Annotated in this window: 8 protein-coding genes, 1 tRNA gene and 1 other RNA gene; 3 read left to right on the top strand and 7 right to left on the bottom strand. The window is 66.9% G+C overall.

Translation table 11 applies throughout. From position 1 onward, the window contains the following. Positions 1 to 58: 58 nt before the first annotated feature. The gene (locus tag ACZK1G_RS04685) at positions 59 to 10,939 is read right to left on the bottom strand and encodes an autotransporter-associated beta strand repeat-containing protein (protein ID WP_101765002.1); all 10,881 of its coding nucleotides are present in this window, start codon (positions 10,937 to 10,939) and stop codon (positions 59 to 61) included. A gap of 358 nt (positions 10,940 to 11,297) precedes the next feature. Beyond that, positions 11,298 to 11,615: a DMT family transporter gene (locus ACZK1G_RS04680; RefSeq protein ID WP_010483859.1), complete on the bottom strand. Its 318-nt coding sequence runs from the start codon at positions 11,613 to 11,615 to the stop codon at positions 11,298 to 11,300. 300 nt (positions 11,616 to 11,915) lie between these two features. Between ACZK1G_RS04680 and ffs the strand changes: the two genes are divergently transcribed. Then, positions 11,916 to 12,012: signal recognition particle sRNA small type (gene ffs / locus ACZK1G_RS04675), an RNA gene on the top strand. An 87-nt stretch (positions 12,013 to 12,099) separates the two neighbouring features. Here ffs and ACZK1G_RS04670 read toward each other — a convergent pair. The 3 genes from ACZK1G_RS04670 to ACZK1G_RS04660 are packed head-to-tail and all read right to left on the bottom strand — an operon-like array spanning position 12,100 to position 14,002. Continuing rightward, positions 12,100 to 12,489 carry a nuclear transport factor 2 family protein gene (locus ACZK1G_RS04670; RefSeq protein WP_049446659.1) on the bottom strand — a complete coding sequence of 130 codons (390 nt, stop codon included), beginning with the start codon at positions 12,487 to 12,489 and terminating at the stop codon, positions 12,100 to 12,102. Further along, on the bottom strand, positions 12,486 to 13,253 hold the full coding sequence (locus tag ACZK1G_RS04665) for an MBL fold metallo-hydrolase (RefSeq protein ID WP_049446661.1): 768 nt from the start codon (positions 13,251 to 13,253) through the stop codon (positions 12,486 to 12,488). The genes ACZK1G_RS04670 and ACZK1G_RS04665 overlap by 4 nt, the downstream gene beginning before the upstream one ends. Further along, on the bottom strand, positions 13,253 to 14,002 hold the full coding sequence (locus ACZK1G_RS04660) for a 3-deoxy-D-manno-octulosonic acid kinase (RefSeq protein WP_049446664.1): 750 nt from the start codon (positions 14,000 to 14,002) through the stop codon (positions 13,253 to 13,255). Before ACZK1G_RS04660 ends, ACZK1G_RS04665 begins: the two co-directional genes overlap by 1 nt. 20 nt (positions 14,003 to 14,022) lie before the next feature. Between ACZK1G_RS04660 and ACZK1G_RS04655 the strand changes: the two genes are divergently transcribed. Continuing rightward, on the top strand, positions 14,023 to 15,069 hold the full coding sequence (locus tag ACZK1G_RS04655) for a glycosyltransferase family 9 protein (protein WP_049446665.1): 1,047 nt from the start codon (positions 14,023 to 14,025) through the stop codon (positions 15,067 to 15,069). Positions 15,070 to 15,123: 54 nt separating this feature from the next. Here ACZK1G_RS04655 and ACZK1G_RS04650 read toward each other — a convergent pair whose 3' ends face one another. Together ACZK1G_RS04650 and ACZK1G_RS04645 are read right to left on the bottom strand one after the other, a co-directional pair. After that, the gene (locus tag ACZK1G_RS04650) at positions 15,124 to 15,528 is read right to left on the bottom strand and encodes a DUF6165 family protein (protein WP_049446667.1); all 405 of its coding nucleotides are present in this window, start codon (positions 15,526 to 15,528) and stop codon (positions 15,124 to 15,126) included. 277 nt (positions 15,529 to 15,805) lie between these two features. Next, positions 15,806 to 15,896, bottom strand: a tRNA-Ser gene (locus tag ACZK1G_RS04645). Between the two features lie 165 nt (positions 15,897 to 16,061). Here ACZK1G_RS04645 and ACZK1G_RS04640 point away from each other — a divergent pair. Further along, positions 16,062 to 16,766, top strand: a complete 705-nt coding sequence (locus ACZK1G_RS04640) for a PP2C family protein-serine/threonine phosphatase (RefSeq protein WP_049446668.1) — start codon at positions 16,062 to 16,064, stop codon at positions 16,764 to 16,766. The last annotated feature ends 89 nt before the right edge of the window (positions 16,767 to 16,855 follow it).

The raw sequence follows: 16,855 nt of genomic DNA, 5'->3' as shown, positions 1-16,855 counted from the left end.
CTCCCCGCCGCACCGGTAGATCCACGCAGCGCGTGGATCTACCGCTGGCCCGCTCCCCTTAGAAGCCTACCCGCAGGTTGATCTGCCCACCCACATCGCGGCGGCCATCACCATGCTGGCCCTGCACGAACATCGACAGCTGGCTGCTGCGACCGAGGCCGACCGCCACACCCACCTGGCTGACCAGTGCGTTGCGTGCCATCACCGCGCTGTAGACATCGAAGGCATCGCCACCGACCGCGAAGCGGTTGCGGCTGGCCACATCGGTGTCACCCGACGCATGCTGCCAGCCCAGGCCGACGGTCAGCTGCGCCGGGAAGCGCTCGCCGCTGCCCACGTCCCAGCGGCCCCGCACGCCCACCGTGCTGACGTTGAGCGTGTCCTTGCCGCCTTCCAGCACCAGCGCGGCACTACCACCCTGCTCCAGCGCACGATCACTGTCGACCCAGTGCTTGGTGAACTGCACGTACGGCTGCAGCTGGGTCCTGCCGTGGGTCCAGGTCCAGCTGCCCTCCACCTGCGCGATGGTCACATCCGAATCCTGGCGGCTGTACAGGGTCTGGCCCAGCAGCGGCACTTCACGCGTGGTGCGCGTGCGGTAGTCACCGCGCGACACGCTGCCACCGACCGCAAAGCCGTTGTTCCACTGTCCCTGTGCATACAGGCCGAACGTGTTGCCACGCAGGCGGGCGCGCGAACTGCGATCGTACAGGCGCGTATCCAGCCGTTCGTTGCCGGCCGCTGCACCCAGCACCACGTGTTCACCCAGCTGCCAGTCCACGCCCGCCATCACCGCATTGCGGTTGGAACGGATCTCATCACCGTTGCCATCGCCATCCTGCTTGAACACCTTGCCACTGCCGGCCAACCAGGCCGAGGCACGCTCGCCACGCACGGTCGGCAACTCACTGCCCAGGCGCTGGCGGATGCCCTCTTCCAGGTAGTTGTCGTACAGCAGCACCGCGCGGCTGGCCGCGTGCACTTCACCGGAGAGCTGGTCGAACGCGCTGCGCGCAGTGCCGGCGTCATACATCAGCACCGTGTTGTACAGGCCCAGCGCCGCGCCACTCTGCGGCAGGCTGTCCAGCGCCGCGGCGGTGTTGTACTGGTTGCGCGTGTTGGCCACGGTGGTGAACGCCGCCGTCTGCGCCACGTCGATCTGCAGGTTGGCGGTGTTGGCGGTGTAGACCGGGGTGATGGTCAGGAAGGCCGACGGCGAGGTTGCCGAGGCGAACTGCCCACTCACGCCACCGCCAGCATTGACCACCGTGTACTGCTGGCCCTGCTGGTAGCTGGTGCTCGGCGAAATAGTGTTCACCTGCACCGTGCTGCCACCCACGTTGGCGCTGCCCCCCACCTGCACCGTGTCGCTGCCACTGGCACCCAGGTCGATACCCAGCGTGCTGCCCGGCGACAGGGTCAGGTTGCCACCCACCGTGATCGTACCGGTGCCATTGCCTGCGCCGCTGCCGTTGCCCGGGCCATTGCCCGGCGACAGCACGCCACCACTGGACACCGTCACGCCACCGCCAGTGCCACCAATGGTGCCGGTGCCGGACAGCGTGGTACCGCTGCCGATGGTCCACTGGCCGCCGATGGTGCCGGTGACATTCAGGCCACCACCGGTGACCTGGCCGGTGCCGCTGAAGCCACCACTGTTGCCACCCAGGTTCAGCGTGCCCGGGCCGGCCTGCACGATGCTGCCGCCGCCGCTGATGCTGCCGCCCAGCGTGGTGGTGCCGCCGGTGTTGATCACCAGGCCACCATTGTTGGTGATGTTGCCGGTGATCGAGCCGCTGGCCCCACCGTTGCCGACCTGCACGGTGCCACCGGCATTGATGGTGGTGCCGCCGGTGTAGGTGTTGTTGCCGGTCAGGGTCACGGTGCCGGTGCCGGTCTGGGTCAGGCCGCCGCTGCCGCTGATGGTGCCGCCCACCGTGGTGTTGCCACCCACGTTGAACACCAGGCTGCCGTTGTTGCTGACGTTGCCGGTGATCGCACCGCTCGCGCCACCATTGCCGACCTGCAGCGTGCCACCGGCGTTGATGGTGGTACCGCCGGTATAGGTGTTGTTGCCGGTCAGGGTCACGGTACCTGCGCCGGCCTGGGTCAGACCGCCGCTGCCGCTGATGGCACCACCGACGGTGGTGTTGCCCCCCACGTTGAATACCAGGCTGCCGTTGTTGGTCACACTGCCGCCGATCGCACCGGTGGCGCCGCCATTGCCGACCTGCAGGGTGCCACCGGCGTTGACGGTGGTCGGGCCGGTATAGGTGTTGTTGCCGGTCAGGGTCAGCGTGCCGCTGCCAGCCTGGGTCAGGCCGCCACTGCCGCTGATGGTGCCGCCCAGCGTGGTGTTGCCTGCCACGTTGGACAGCAGCGTGCCATTGTTGGTCACATCGCCGACGATCGAGCCCGTCGCACCGCCATTGCCCAGCTGCAGCGTGCCGCCGGCATTGATGGTGGTACCGCCGGTGTAGGTGTTGTTGCCGGTCAGCAGCAGCGTACCGCTGCCGGCCTGGGTCAGGCCGCCACTGCCGCTGATGGTGCCGCCCAGCGCGGTGTTGCCGGCCACGTTGGAAATCAACGCACCATTGTTGGTGATGTCACCGGCAATGGAGCCGGTCGCACCGCCGTTGCCCACCTGCAGCGTGCCGCCGGCATTGATGGTGGTGCCGCCGGTGTAGGTGTTGTTGCCAACCAGGGTCAGCACGCCGCTGCCGGCCTGGGTCAGGCCACCACTGCCACTGATCGCGCCGCCGACGGTGGTGTTGCCCGCGACGTCGAAGACCAGGCTGCCGTTGTTGGCGACATTGCCGGTGATCGCGCCGGTCGCACCGCCATTGCCCACCTGCAGCGTGCCACCGGCATTGATGGTGGTACCACCGGTATAGGTGTTGTTGCCGGTCAGGGTCAGCGTGCCACTGCCGGCCTGGGTCAGGCCACCACCGCCGCTGATGGTGCCGCCCAGCGTGGTGTTGCCGGCCAGGTTGGATACCAGCGCGCCGTTGTTGGTGATGTCGCCAACGATCGCACCGGTCGCACCTCCGTTGCCGACCTGCAACGTGCCGCCGGCATTGATGGTGGTGCCGCCGGTGTAGGTGTTGTTGCCGGTCAGCACCAGGGTGCCGCTGCCGGCCTGGGTCAGGCCGCCGCTGCCACTGACCACCGCGCCCACGGTTGCCGTCGTGCCCAGGTTGTAGACCAGGCTGCCATTGTTGGTGATGTCGCCCAGCACCGAACCGGTGCTGCCGCCGTTGCCGATCTGCAGCGTACTGCCACCATTGATGGTGGTGCCGCCGGTATAGGTGTTGGCGCCGCTCAGGGTCAGCGTGCCGGTACCGCTCTGAACCAGGCCGCCGGTGCCACTGAGCACGCCGCCGAAGACGGTGCTGCCATTGTTGCCGCCGGTGGTCAGGGTTGCACCGCCCAGCACCACGCTGGATCCGGTCACACCCGCCAGGCCGCCGATGCTCTGGCTGCCACCTGCGCTGATATCCAGCGTACCGGCACCGGTCAGGTTGACCGTGCTGGCACCGGACAGGCTGCCACCGGCCGCCACCGCCAATGTGCCGCTGTTGATGGTGGTGGTGCCGGTGTAGGTGCTGGCACCGCCCAGGGTGACCGTTGCCGCGCCATCCTTGAGCAGGCCGCCGGCACCGCTGATTGCACCATTCAACGTCAGCGGATTGCTGCCCGCCAGGGTCAGCGTGCCGCTGCTCAACTGCACGGTGTTGGCCAGCGTCAGCGCGCTGGTGGCGTCCAGGCTGGCGTCGCCGCCCACGGTCAGCGTGCCGGTGCCCAGTGCAGCGTTGTCGCCCAGGGCAAGGCCGCCGGCGTTGAGTGCCACGCCGCCGCTGAACGTATTGCTGCCACTCAGGGTCTGCACACCCGCGCCGTTCTTCACCAGGCCACCCGTGCCACCAATGGTGCCGGCGAACGTCGTATTGCCGACGCCGCCGAGGGTGAGCGTGCTGGTGCCCAGCGCCACGGCCGAGCCAGCCACGCCGGCCAGTGAACCGATCGTCTGCGCGCCGCCCGCGCTGATGTCGAAGGCGGTACCAGCATTGGCCAGGTTCACCGCGCCGGTTGCCGCCAGGCTGCCGCCTGCGCCGATCGCCAGCGTGCCGGCGTTGATGGTGGTACCCCCGGTGAAGGTGTTGGTGCCGGTCAGCGTCTGGGTCCCCGAACCTTCCTTGATCAGGCCGCCGGAGCCGGCCACCGAACCACTGAACGTGCCGTTGGTGGCGTCTCCGATCGTCAGCGTGTTGGCGCCCAGGTTCACCGTACCGTTTCCGATCAGGGTGCCGAACTGCTGCGTGCCGCTGCCCGCCGACAGGTCGAAGGTCGCCCCCGAAGCCAGGTTGACGACGCCGCTGGCGTGCAGGCTCGCGCCCGCGCCCAATGCCAACGTACCGGCGTTGATGTTGGTGCCACCGGTGTAGGTGTTGATGCCGTTCAAGGTCAGCGTTGCGGCACCTTCCTTGGTCAAGCTGCCGGTGCCACTCAGGCTGCCGTTGAGGGTGAGGTTGTTGCTGCCGAGTACAGTCAACCCATTGTTGAGGATGAAGTTGTTGGCGAGCGTCACCGCCGTGTTCGAATCGAGCGTGGCATTGCCCCCCACCGTGACCGCGCCGGTGCCCAGCGCAGCATTGTTGCCGACCACCAGGCCACCGGCATTGAGCGTTACCCCACCACTGAAGGTGCTCGCGCCATTGAGCGTCTGCACGCCGGCGCCGTTCTTGATCAGGCCACCGTTGCCGCTGATCGCGCCGTTGAAGGTGCTGTCCACCGTGCCGCCCAGGCTCAGCGTGCTGCCACCGAGTGCCACCGTGCTGCCGGCCACGCCGGCCAGCGAACCGATGGTCTGGTTGCCCGCAGAGATATCGAGGGTACCGGCACCTGCCAGGTTCACCGCACCGGTCGACGCCAGGCTGCCGCCGGCGCTGATCGCCAGCGTGCCGTTGTTGATGGTGGTACCACCGGTGTAGGTGTTGGCACCGCTCAGGGTCACGGTGGCTGCACCGTCCTTGACCAGGCCGCCGGTACCGGAAATCACGCCACCCAGCGTCAGCGCCTGGCTGCCGAGCAGGTCGAGGTTGGCGCCCGCTGCAAGCCCGATGTTGTTAGCCAGATTGACGCCTGTCGATGCATCCAGGGTCGCGTTGCCGCCCACCGTCAGCGTACCGGTGCCGAGCGCAGCGTTGTTGCCGACCACCAGGCCACCGCCGTTGAGTGCAACGCCACCACTGAACAGATTGGCGCCACCCAGCGTGAGGATGCCGGCGCCATTCTTGACCAGGCCACCGGTGCCGGAAATCGCACCGTCGAACACGCTGTTGGTGATGCCGCCGAGAATCAGCGACTGCGCGCCCAGGCTGACCGTGGAGCCGCTCACGCCGGCCAGCGAACCAATCGTCTGGCTGGCGCCGGACGACGAGATGTCGAAGCCGGTTCCCGCCGCAGTGAGCGTCACCGCCCCGTCCGCAGCCAGGCTGCCACCCGGGCCAATCGCCAGCGTGCCGGCGTTGATGAAGGTGCCGCCGGTATAGGTATTGGTACCGGTCAGCGTTTCGATGCCCGAACCGACCTTGGTCAGGCCACCGGTGCCTGCGATCGAGCCACTGAACGTGCCATTGGTGGCACCGCCGACTTCGATCGAGTTGGCACCGAGGTTCACCGTACCGTTGCCGACCAGGGTGCCGAACACCTGCGTGCCGCTGCCGGCAGACAGATCCAGCGTGGCGCCGGTGGCGAGGTTCACGGTACCGCTTGCCGCCAGGCTCGCACCGGCACCCAGCGCCAGCGTGCCGGCGTTGATGTTGGTGCCACCGGTGTAGGTATTGATCCCGTTCAAGGTCAGCGTCGCGACGCCATTCTTGGTCAGGCTGCCAGCCCCGGAAAGGACGCCGTTGAGTGTCAGCGCATTGCTGCCGAGCACGGTCAGCCCGGCATTGAGGGCGATGTTGTTGGCCAGCGTTGCCTGGCCGGTGGTGTCCAGCGTGGCGGCACCGCCGACGGTCAACGCACCCGTACCCAGCGCCGCGTCATTGCCGAGCACCAGCCCGCCTGCATTGAGCGTCACGCCGCCGCCAAACGTGTTGGCACCTGACAACGTCTGCACGCCTGCGCCCACTTTCACCAGGCCGCCGCCACCACTGATCACGCCATCGAACGCGGCGTTGCTGGCGGTTCCGAACGTCAATGAATTTCCGCCCAGCGCCAGCGTGCTTCCGCCCACGCCATTGAGTGCACCGATGGTCTGGCTGCCACTGGCACCGGAGATATCGAAGCCAGCGCCTGCGCCCAGCGTGACATCACCCGCCGCGGCCAGGCTGCCGCCCGTGCCCAGCGTCAGCGTGCCGGCATTGATGGTGGTACCGCCGGTGTAGGTGTTGGCACCGGACAACGTCAGCGTGGTAGCGCCGTTCTTGATCAGGCTGCCGTTGCCACCGATCACACCCGACAACGTCAGCGCATTGCTGCCCGGCAATGTCAGTGCGACACCCGAGCCCAACGTGACCGCATTGCCGAGCGTCGCTGCAGCACTCGCGTCCAGCGTGGTGCTGGCCGTCACCGCCAGCGTGCCGGAACCCAGCGCTCCGTCGGCGCCGACCACCAGGCCACCACCGTTCAAGGTCAGGCCGCCACCGAAGGTATTGGTGTTGTTGAGCGTCAGCAGACCCGTACCGTTCTTGATCAGGCTGCCGCTGCCGGACACCACGCCTGCAAGGGTGAGATCGTTGCTGCCCTCCAGCGTCAGCTGCGTTCCCCCGCCGAAGTTCACGGCGTTGGCCAGAGTCAGTGCCGTCGTTCCGTCCAGGCTGACGTTGCCGCCGATGCCCAGCGTGCCCGTGCCCAGCGCCCCCGAATTTCCAAGGATCAGGCCACCGGCATCAAGCGCGACACCGCCACTGAAGGTATTGGCACCGGACAGCGTCTGCACGCCAGCACCGAGCTTGATCAGCCCACCGCTGCCATCGATGACACCGGCAAAGCTGCCATTGCTGGCGCCACCGAAAGTGAGGGTCTGCGTGCCCAGTGCCACATGGCTGCCGGCGATGCCGTTCAACGCGCCAATGGTCTGCCCGGCACCGGCCGCGGAGATGTCCAGCGTCGCTCCGGCACCGGCGAGGTCCACCGCACCGGTTGCGGCCAGGCTGCCACCGGCGCCAAGCGCGAGCGTGCCGGCATTGACCGTGGCACCGCCCAGGAAGGTATTCGCACCGGACAGCGTCAGCGTCGAGGCGCCATTCTTGATCAGGCCACCGGCTCCTCCCACCACGCCGGTCAGAGTGAGGTTGTTGCTGCCCGGCAGGGTCAGCGTGTTGGCGCCCAGGTTCACCGCATTGGCCAGCGAAACCGCGGCTCCCGCATCCAGCGAAACATTGCCGCCGATGTTCAGCGCCCCCGTGCCGAGCGCACCGTTGGCGCCGACCGACACGCTGCCCGCGTTCAACGCAAGGCCACCACTGAAGGTATTGCTGTTGTTCAATGACAGAATGCCGCTACCGGTCTTGACCAGGCCACCGGTGCCGGTGATCAGTCCGCCCAGCGCGACGTTCTGGTTGCTCACCAGGCTCAGCTGCGCACCGGTGTCGAGATCGATGGCGTTGCCCAGGTTCAACGCCACCGAACTGTCGAGGGTGGCGTTTGCACCGACTGCAAGCAGTCCGGTTCCCAGCGCGCCGGCATTGCCCAGCGTCAGGCCGCCGCCATTGAGCACCAGGCCGCCGGTGAATGCATTGGCACCGTTGAGCGTGAGCGTGCTGGCACCGTTCTTGACCAGGCCGCCCGCACCGGAAACCACCCCGCCGAGCGTGATCGCCTGCGAACCCGGCAGCGACAACACGGCCCCACTGCCCAGGGTCACATTATTGGCCAGGTTCAGCGCCGCGCTACCATCGAGCGACGCACTGCCGCTCACGTTCAGCGCACCACTGCCAAGCGCGCCGCCATTGCCAAGCAGCACCCCGCCCGCGTTGAGATTCACTCCCCCGCTGAAGGTGTTGGTGCCATTCAAGGTCAGCAGCGAGGCACCGTTCTTGGTCAGGCTGCCAGTGCCGGTGATGTTGCCGCCCAAGGTGAGGTTCTGGCTGCCCGGCAAGGCCAACGCCGCCCCCAGATTGATGCCATTGGCCAGGTTCAATGCCGCGCTGCCATCGAGCGAACTGTTGCCGCTGACCGTCAACGCCCCGCTGCCGATCGCACTGTTGTTGCCCAGCAGCAGGCCGCCCGCCGTCAGATTCACGCCGCCGCTGAAGGTGTTGGTGCCGCTCAGGGTCTGGATGCCCGTCCCCTGCTTGACCAGGCCGCCGGTACCACCGATCACGCCCGCGAACGTCTGGTTGGTGGCATCACCGAAGGTGAGCGTGCTGCTGCCCAGCGTCACCGTGCTGCCGGCGATACCGGACAGCGCGCCGATGGTCTGGTTGCCGCCGAGCGAGATGTCCAGGTCCGCGCCAACGCCGGCCAGGCTGACCGCACCGCCGGCCGCCAGGCTTCCGCCACTGCCCACCGCAACCTTGCCGGCATTGATCGCCAGGCCGCCGGTGAAGGTATTCGCACCCCCCAGCGTCAGCGTGGCGGCACCGTTCTTGACCAGGCTGCCGGTGCCACCGATGGCGCCGCCCAGCGTCAGCGCATTGCTGCCCAGTACATTCAGCAGGCCACCTGCACCGAGGTTGATGCCATTGCCCACGCTCAGCGCCGCGCTGGCATCGAGCGTTGTCGCACCGCCGACATTCAGCGCGCCGGTTCCGAGCGCGCCGGCATTGCCCAGGACCAGGCCACCGGCATTGAGCGCCAGCCCACCACCAAAGGTATTTGCACCGTTGAGTGTCAGCGTGCTCGCCCCACTCTTCACCAGGCTGCCGGTGCCACCGATCACGCCGTTGAACGTCAGCGCCTGGTTGCCGAGCAGATTCAGGCTGGCACCCGAACCGAGGTTGACTGCATTGGTCAGCGTCAGCGCCGTAGTGCCGTCGAGTGTAGTGTTGCCGCCAACCGAGAGCGCACCGCTGCCCAGCGCGGCAGCATTGCCCAGCAGCAGGCCACCGGCGTTGAGTGCTACGCCGCCACTGAGGTTGTTCACGCCCGACAAGGTCTGCACGCCGGTGCCCAGCTTGACCAGGCCACCCGTGCCTGCGGCGAACGTGCCGCTGTAGCTGGTATTGCCCAGCCCGGCGAGGGTGAGCGTGTGGCTGCCCAGGTTGACCGAACCGCCGAGGCCCGCCAGCGAACCGATGGTCTGGTTGGCGGCTGCCGACAGGTCCAGGGTGGTGCCGACGCCGACCGTGATCGCACCGGTGGGCGACAGGCTGCCGCCCGCGCCCAGCGCCAACGCGCCCCCGGCCAGGTTGAAGTTGCCGGTCAGCGAATTGGCGCCGTTCAAGGTCAGCGTGCCAGCACCGTTCTTGGTCAGGTTGCCGGCACCGGAGATCGAACCGTTCAATGACAACGCATTGCTGCCCAGCAGGTTCAACGAGCCCCCGCCATTGATCACCAGATTGTTGCCCAGGCTGAAGCCCGCCGTCGTATCCAGCGAAGCGCTGCCACCGACGGTCAGGTTGCCGCTACCCAGTGCACCGGCATTGCCCAGTACCAGCCCGCCGGCATTGAGGTTGACGCCGCCGGAGAACAGGTTTGCGCCGCCGAGAGTAACGATGCCGGTGTTGTTGACCGTCAGCCCGCCAGCGCCTGAAAGCACTCCGCCCAGACCGAATGCATTGGTTCCGGACAGAGACAGATTGCCACCGAGGCTGAAAGCGTTGGCCAGGTTCAGACCGGCCGTGGAAGATGCGATGGCACCGCCGTTGGCGGTGAACAGCCCTGTGCCGAAGGAAGCGGCATTGTTGAAGTTGACCAGGCCATCGTTGAGCGTCGTCGGCCCGGTTCCGCCCCATGCGCCCTGCAGGTTCCACGTGCCGCTGTTGACGGTCAGCCTCTGGAAATTGAGGTACTGGTTCCAGCCCAGCGTGGTCACTGCACCGCCGGTACCGGCCCCCGGACCGCTGACGACGTTCTGCAGCACCAGCGTGTTGCTGGCGGCGCCGGCGCCCACGCCGGCATTGACCGTGCCTGCGGCGGCGAGCGAAACCGAAATACCACCCAGTACATCAATTCCCGCCGAGGCCCCGGCCCCGTTCGCCACACTGGACCCGGACACGGCGGTAAAGGTATTCCCCTGCGCTGAATCACCGAGGTAGACACTGCCGGTGATCGTGCCACTGTTGTTGACCGAGTTGCCCAGCGTCGAGCCGGCCAATCCGACCCGCCCGGTAATCCCGCCGCTGTTGCTCAGGACCGTCTGTGCGCCACCGTAGCTGACGATGGCCGGCGCGTCGGCCGTGCCGAGCCCGCCCAGCAGGAAATTCATGTTGACGGTGCCGGCATTGTTGATCGTGGTGACACCGCCTGCGCCATTCTGCACGGACAGCGCGCGGCCATTCGCGCCCAGCAGGGAGCCAATATCAATGAAGCCCTGAAGCGTGCCGGTCGCGCTGTTGGTAACGCTGATCGCCTGGCCACTGGCATTGCCCAGCACCGCGCCGGAGGCAGCAAAGAGGCCGACATTGGTGCCGATCGTGCCGTTGTTGGTGAGCTGGATGCCATTGCCGCTCAACGTCATCGAATTCCCCAGGCCAGCGGTACTTCCTACGTTCGCGCCAGCTGCCACGGTCACCTGGACACCATTGGTGGCGTCGACGAAATTGTTGGTGGTTCCGGTGCAGGTGATGGTCGGGCCCGGTGTCGTGCACGCCGCGAATGCCGATCCACTGGCCAGCGTGGCCGCCAGTGCCACCGCCAGCTGATGCGCCCGCAGTCGCGGTGGCCGCTTCGCGGTAGCCGCACTTCCGCCAGGATTCTGGGCGACCTCCGAAGCAACCTGCATTACGCCGAGGGCGCGATTGAAAACCAGACGGTAAATGCGGTTCATCGGTAAATCTCCCTGAAAAGACCGGATGGCACTGCGGGCAGTTTTTTTGAAGACGATGCGACCCATCCCGGCTCCCGACACGGAAACAAGGCCTGGCGGCATTAACTCCTGAAAATCTTCACATCTTCACGCGACGCCCCTTGGAAAGGGCGCGCCGGCGTGTCCGTCAAGGCGAAAACTCCCCGGTTTCGCCTGACGAATGGCGGCACTGTGCGACCGGCGGCGCCAGCGGCATGTGAATCACGCTCGTTATTTTTATGACGTACGTCAAATAAAACCGGCGGACAAAATGGTTTTGCCGAAAATGCATATACCTGCAGCAAGCGGAGATTCCCTTCCCCGCCATAAGTAAATGGATTCAGCTGCTCGAGAGTTTCATCAGCACCAGGCCGGAAACGATCAATACCGCTGCACCGATCCGCATCGGGCTGACCTGCTCGCCGAGAAACACGATGCCAACCACGAACGCCCCGACCGCGCCGATGCCGGTCCAGATCGTATAGGCGGTGCCCAGCGGCAGACTGCGCATGGCCACCGCCAGCAACCAGAAGCTGGCGATCATGCCGATGATGGTGACCACGGTGGGAGTGAGCTTGGTGAAGCCTTCGGACTGCTTCATGGACACGGCCCAGACGATTTCCAGCAGGCCGGCGAACAACAGATAGATCCAGGCCATGACGGCCCTCCTCTTGGTAGGGCCAGGCCGTCCTGGTCTTTGATTCCCGATGTGGGGGAGGTCGTTCCTCCTGGCCGGCATTCTAGCAACGGGGGCAGCCCCCGGCCGCCGCCGCCGGCAACGGGTTACAGCCGATTCAGTGCGCGAAGCTGGCGTCGATGGGCCTGCCTGCGCTAGAATGCGCGTCTGCCATCGGCCAGCCGATGTGCAGTCCGGCTGTGGTCTCCGGCGCGACGCGCGCTGCTTCCCCTGATCCGTGAACTGGCCGCCCAATGGGCGGCCGACGTCTCTATGGTGGCCCCGTCGGCCCCTCGCGACGCTAGGTCGAAAACCCCGCCAGGGCCGGAAGGCAGCAACGGTATCGATCGACGCGGGCGCCGAGGTCAGCCGGCGGGGCCACCGCCTTTTCTGCACTGGGGTCAGATCCCTTTGCCCGGCAAAGGGCTCTGACCCTTAAGCCGTTCGTACCAGGCAACACCCGCCGCTACCCTGCCTCTGGCGTGCCCTGGTGGAACACCATGCGCCATCCCTCCCCGTGCCGGCGCCACAGCGAACTGCGCAGCACCCAGCGTTGCGCCTGGCCATCGAGGTGATAGCGACTGCGATAGCGCACCTGGGCCAGGTCCTGCGACAGCAGCCAGATCGCGTACTGCTCCGATTCGATCTGCACCTGCGCACGCTCCAGCGGAATCTCCTCCAGCGCGGCCGCGCGGTCATAGCACCGGCCGGAGCTGCCGATCTCGCTGAATTCCTCATCCAGCAATGCCGCCAGTTGCTCGCGGCCGGCCCGCACGGTTGGCGCATGCAGTGCACGCTCCAGCGCCTCCAGTTCGGCAGCCAGCGCCGCGTCTGCGGGCTGGCCGGTACCACTCACGGCGGATCCTGGGCCAGCACGTGCGGCGCGGTCGGGCTCGCCAGCGGCACGCACTGCCCCGGCTGCGCCACGCGGTGCCCACGCGCGGCCAATGCCAGGCCATCGGCCGCGCTGGCGTAGTGGTACAGCATCATTCGCGCCTGCAGTTCGGCGCTGTACTCACGCTCCAGGTCGTCCACGCCGGTATGCGACGGATTGCCGTGCAGGCCGCAGTCGTGGGCGATCAGTTCGTTGTCGTTGGCGAAGCGGGCCAGCATCTCCGGAATCGGCCGGGTATCGCCGCTCCAGGTCAACGCGCCCTGCAGGCGCAGGCCATAGGCCGTCTCCGGCCAGTGATGGCGCACCGGAAACACTTCCAGGCGCACGCCCTCGTGCCAGAACGCCTCACCGACCACGATCAACTGGAAGGCATCCCAGAAGTTCGCACCGCCCTCGGCCAGCACGTTCGGGTAATCCCCGATGCGCTTGTGCAGCAGCGGCACCACCGTGGCAGGCACGTACAGGCGCACCTTGCCGCGCCGGTGCGCATTGAAGAAGGTATCCACGAACAGGCGCTCGAAGCCGGCCACGTGGTCCAGGTGCACATGGGTGACGAACAGCGCCTGCGGCATGTGCCCGTAGTGCGCCTTGAACGCGGTCAGGCCTTCACCACCACAATCGATGGTCAGCCACGGGCGCCCCTCCCGCTCGATCACCGACATCGGCGACCCCAGCTCGACCGCCGACGCATTGCCGACGCCGAGGAAACGCAACGACCAGTCCATCAGGTGCCCCGGTTCCAGGCCATGTCATAGGCGCGGCGCAGCCGCGCGTAGTCCTTCTGCACGTCTTCCACGCTGCGCTCGCCGCGCAGCTTGATCAGCGAGCGCAGCAGGCGCTTGAGGTTGCGCTCGCGCCAGGCGGTGGCCGGGATGCGGATCACGCCGCGATCGAAATCGATCAGCCAGCCATGGCCGCTGCCATCGAACAGGATGTTGTGCGCGTTGAGGTCGGCATGGTCCAGCCCGGCACGGTGGAAGCGGGCGATCAGGCGCCCGGTCTCCTCCCAGGGAGCACCCCGGCCGGCCACCAGTGCGCGGTCGGCCAGCGAGCGCACGCCCTCGATCCGCTCCATCAGGATCGCCGCCCGGTAGCGCAGGCCCTCGCGCATGTAGAAGGCCGCCAATGGTCGGGGCACCGGCAGCTTCTTCTCGCGCAGCGCGCGCATCAGCCGGAATTCGGCGAAGCTGCGGGTCCGGTCCGCACCGCGCCAGAGGTACTGGTCATGGCTGATACGGGCCGCCATGCCGCCGCGCAGGTAGTGGCGCAGCACGCTGGCACCGAACGGCGCATCGACGAACCAGGCACTGCCACGGCCGCCCTCGCCCACCGGCCGGGCCCTGCTGCCCCAGTGCTGGGGCGAGAACAGGCCGATCTCGGCTTGCCGCAGCCGCTCGCGGTCGAACAGAATGGCCCCGATGCCGCGACCCTCGCGGCATGGCGTCAGCGCTTCATTGGCGTCGAATGCGACCATTTCATTGAGTCTAACAACACATGGCATCAGCGTCCTCCTCCTTGTGCCTCCTGCGCCTGTCCGCACTTGGCGATGTCACCCACGTGGTGCCCCTGGTGCGTACCCTGCAGGCCGCGCGCCCGGACACGCCGATCCACTGGATCATCGACAAGGTCGGCCACAAGCTGCTCGACGGCCTGCCCGGCGTCACCTTCCATGCCTACGACAAGAAGAGCGGCATGGCCGGGGTCAAGGAACTGCGCAGGCAGCTGCCGCCGGGGCGCTTCGAAGCGCTGCTGCAGATGCAGGTCGCGTTCCGCGCCAACCTGCTGTCGGCCTTCATTCCGGCCGAGCGCCGCATCGGCTACGACCGCAGCCGCTCGAAGGACCTGCACGGGCTTTTCATCAACGAACGCATTCCCGACCGTCCCGGCATCCACGTGCTCGATGCCATCGGCAGCTTCTGCGAACCGCTGGGCCTGCGCCAGGCCGAGGTCAGCTGGGACCTGGCCGTGCCGCAGTCTGCGTATGAGTGGGCCGCCGCGCAGTGGCAGGACGATGGTCGCCCGGTGCTGATGATCTCGCCGTGCTCCAGCCACGTGCGCCGTAACTGGTATGCCGACCGCTACGCCGCAGTGGCCAACCACGCGGTCACGCGCGGCTGGCAGGTGGTGCTGTGCGGTGGCCGCAGCGAACTGGAACGCAGCATGGCCGACGCCATCCAGGCACAGCTGCACACACCGGCACTGGACCTGGTCGGCAAGGACACGCTCAAGCAGCTGCCTGCCCTGCTGGCCCGCGCCAACCTGGTGATGACACCGGACTCGGGCCCGATGCACATCGCCAACGCGATGGGCGCCAAGGTGCTGGGCCTGCATGCGGCCAGCAATCCGAACCGCAGCGGTCCCTACTCGGACCGTCGCTACTGCGTGGACCGCTACGACGATGCTGCACGCAAGTACCTCGCCAAGCAGGCCACCGATCTGAAGTGGGGCACCAAGATCGAGTTCGACGATGTGATGGAACTGATCACCGTTGAAGACGGTATCGCTGCCTTCGAACGCTACGTCGCCGACCATCTGGGGTGAGCAGCGGGCTCCATCCACGCATGGCGTGGATCTACTGCATCGGCATCCCCGGGATTACGCGCGCTGCGCGTAATCCTGATACGACTTCTCTTCCACGTACGCCGAACCCAGCGCCAGGTTGATCGCCTTCTTGATGCGCGCGCGTTCGTCATTGCGCAGGTAGACGCTGCGCGCCAGGTCGATGAAGCCCTGGTCGAACGCCTGCGCCTTCTCCTTCAGTCGGATGTCGTCCTCGATATCCCACAGCTGCTCGTTGACCGCCTTCAGCTCGGCACGCAGCTTGGCGATGTCCTTCACCGCCGCCGGGTGCGCCATCCAGGTCTGCTCCAGCGCCGACAGCTCCCTGCGCACGTTGGCCAACTTGCCCTCGTCGCTGATGCGCTCGGACTTGATCTGCAGGATCGAGATCTTGTCCAGCAGCTCGCCGAAAGAAACGGGGACGAGGATTTCAGCGGTCATGGGGAAAGCTCCAGCAGGTGATGCAGGCAGTTTAACCCGCAGCTCGCGATGGAATGGGTAGATCCACGCCATGCGTGGATGGTTCAGCTCGGCAGGAACAGCATCCACGCATGGCGTGGATCTACTGATGCACCTGCCCCGACAGGGGCGGGGAGAGGCCGGCAAAGGGAGGGGCCCACGCGTTGCGCAGCAACGTGTGGGGCGACGCGCAAAGCGCGGCGCGTCCCGCGCCAGATAAAGAAAAAGGGCTGCCTTTCGGCAGCCCTTTTTCTTTATCTGGCGGAGAGGGGGGGATTCGAACCCCCGAGGCGCTATAAACGCCTGCCTGATTTCGAGTCAGGTACATTCAACCACTCTGCCACCTCTCCGGGTGGTCCCCGGCGGACCGGGGACGCGCATCATACGAGGAAGTGAGGCCGACGACAAGTCATTCCGGTCAACGAAGTGAAAATTTCCTGAGTGCATGCCTTGCCGGATGCCTGCAGCCCCCCGATGATGCCTGTCTCCCCAGCAATACCCCGCCCCCGCACACCATGATCGAATTCGGACACCTCACCCACCCCGGCCTGCGCCGCGAGCTCAACGAAGACACCTATTACGGTGACAGCGAGCTGGCCCTGTGGCTGGTGGCCGATGGCATGGGCGGCCACGCCTGCGGCGAGGTGGCCAGCGCGCTGGCCCGCGAAACCATCGTGCGCGAGATCCGCCGTGGCGCGCCGCTGGCCCACGCCATCCGTACCGCCGACGAAGAGATCATCCGCGCCTCGCGGCGGCGCAACGACACCCTGCCGATGGGCACCACCGTGGTCGCCGCACGCGTGCAGGGCAATCGCTATGAAGTGGCATGGGTCGGCGACAGCCGTGCCTATCTGTGGCGTGACGGCCAGCTGGCCCAGCTCAGCCAGGACCACAGCGTGGTGCAGGAGCTGGTCGCGCAGGGCAACCTGACTGCCGAGCAGGCACGCGCGCATCCGCATCGCAACGTGGTCACCCAGGCGCTGGGCGTGACCGATCCGGCACACCTGAACGTGGCCACCACCAGCGGTGAACTGCGCCCCGGCATGCAGCTGCTGCTGTGCAGTGACGGCCTGACCGAGGAAGTGGACGACCGCGGCATCGCCCGCACCCTGGCGTTCGAGGATGCAAGCGCGCAGGAATGCGTGGACACCCTTGTCGCCGCCGCGCTCGACGGCGGTGGCCGCGACAACATCAGCGTGATCCTGGTGCGCTGCCATTAACCCGTAGATCCACGCCATGCGTGGATGCGGCAGTGCCGGCCGCTGGCCGGCTCACCGGGAACCCGCGTATCACGCAGATGCCGGCCAGC

It is taken from the genome of Stenotrophomonas sp. 109824_Sma (genome assembly GCF_056480025.1).
Note: the sequence above shows the minus strand (reverse complement) of the source record. Positions and strands in the feature narration are given on the sequence as shown.

Coding starts and splice junctions, on each gene's coding strand:
- ACZK1G_RS04655 (WP_049446665.1), top strand. CDS start 14,023: ATGGCATCAGCGTCCTCCTCCTTGTGCCTCCTGCGCCTGTCCGCACTT.
- ACZK1G_RS04680 (WP_010483859.1), bottom strand. CDS start 11,615: ATGGCCTGGATCTATCTGTTGTTCGCCGGCCTGCTGGAAATCGTCTGG.
- ACZK1G_RS04685 (WP_101765002.1), bottom strand. CDS start 10,939: ATGAACCGCATTTACCGTCTGGTTTTCAATCGCGCCCTCGGCGTAATG.
- ACZK1G_RS04665 (WP_049446661.1), bottom strand. CDS start 13,253: ATGGACTGGTCGTTGCGTTTCCTCGGCGTCGGCAATGCGTCGGCGGTC.
- ACZK1G_RS04660 (WP_049446664.1), bottom strand. CDS start 14,002: ATGGTCGCATTCGACGCCAATGAAGCGCTGACGCCATGCCGCGAGGGT.
- ACZK1G_RS04640 (WP_049446668.1), top strand. CDS start 16,062: ATGATCGAATTCGGACACCTCACCCACCCCGGCCTGCGCCGCGAGCTC.
- ACZK1G_RS04650 (WP_049446667.1), bottom strand. CDS start 15,528: ATGACCGCTGAAATCCTCGTCCCCGTTTCTTTCGGCGAGCTGCTGGAC.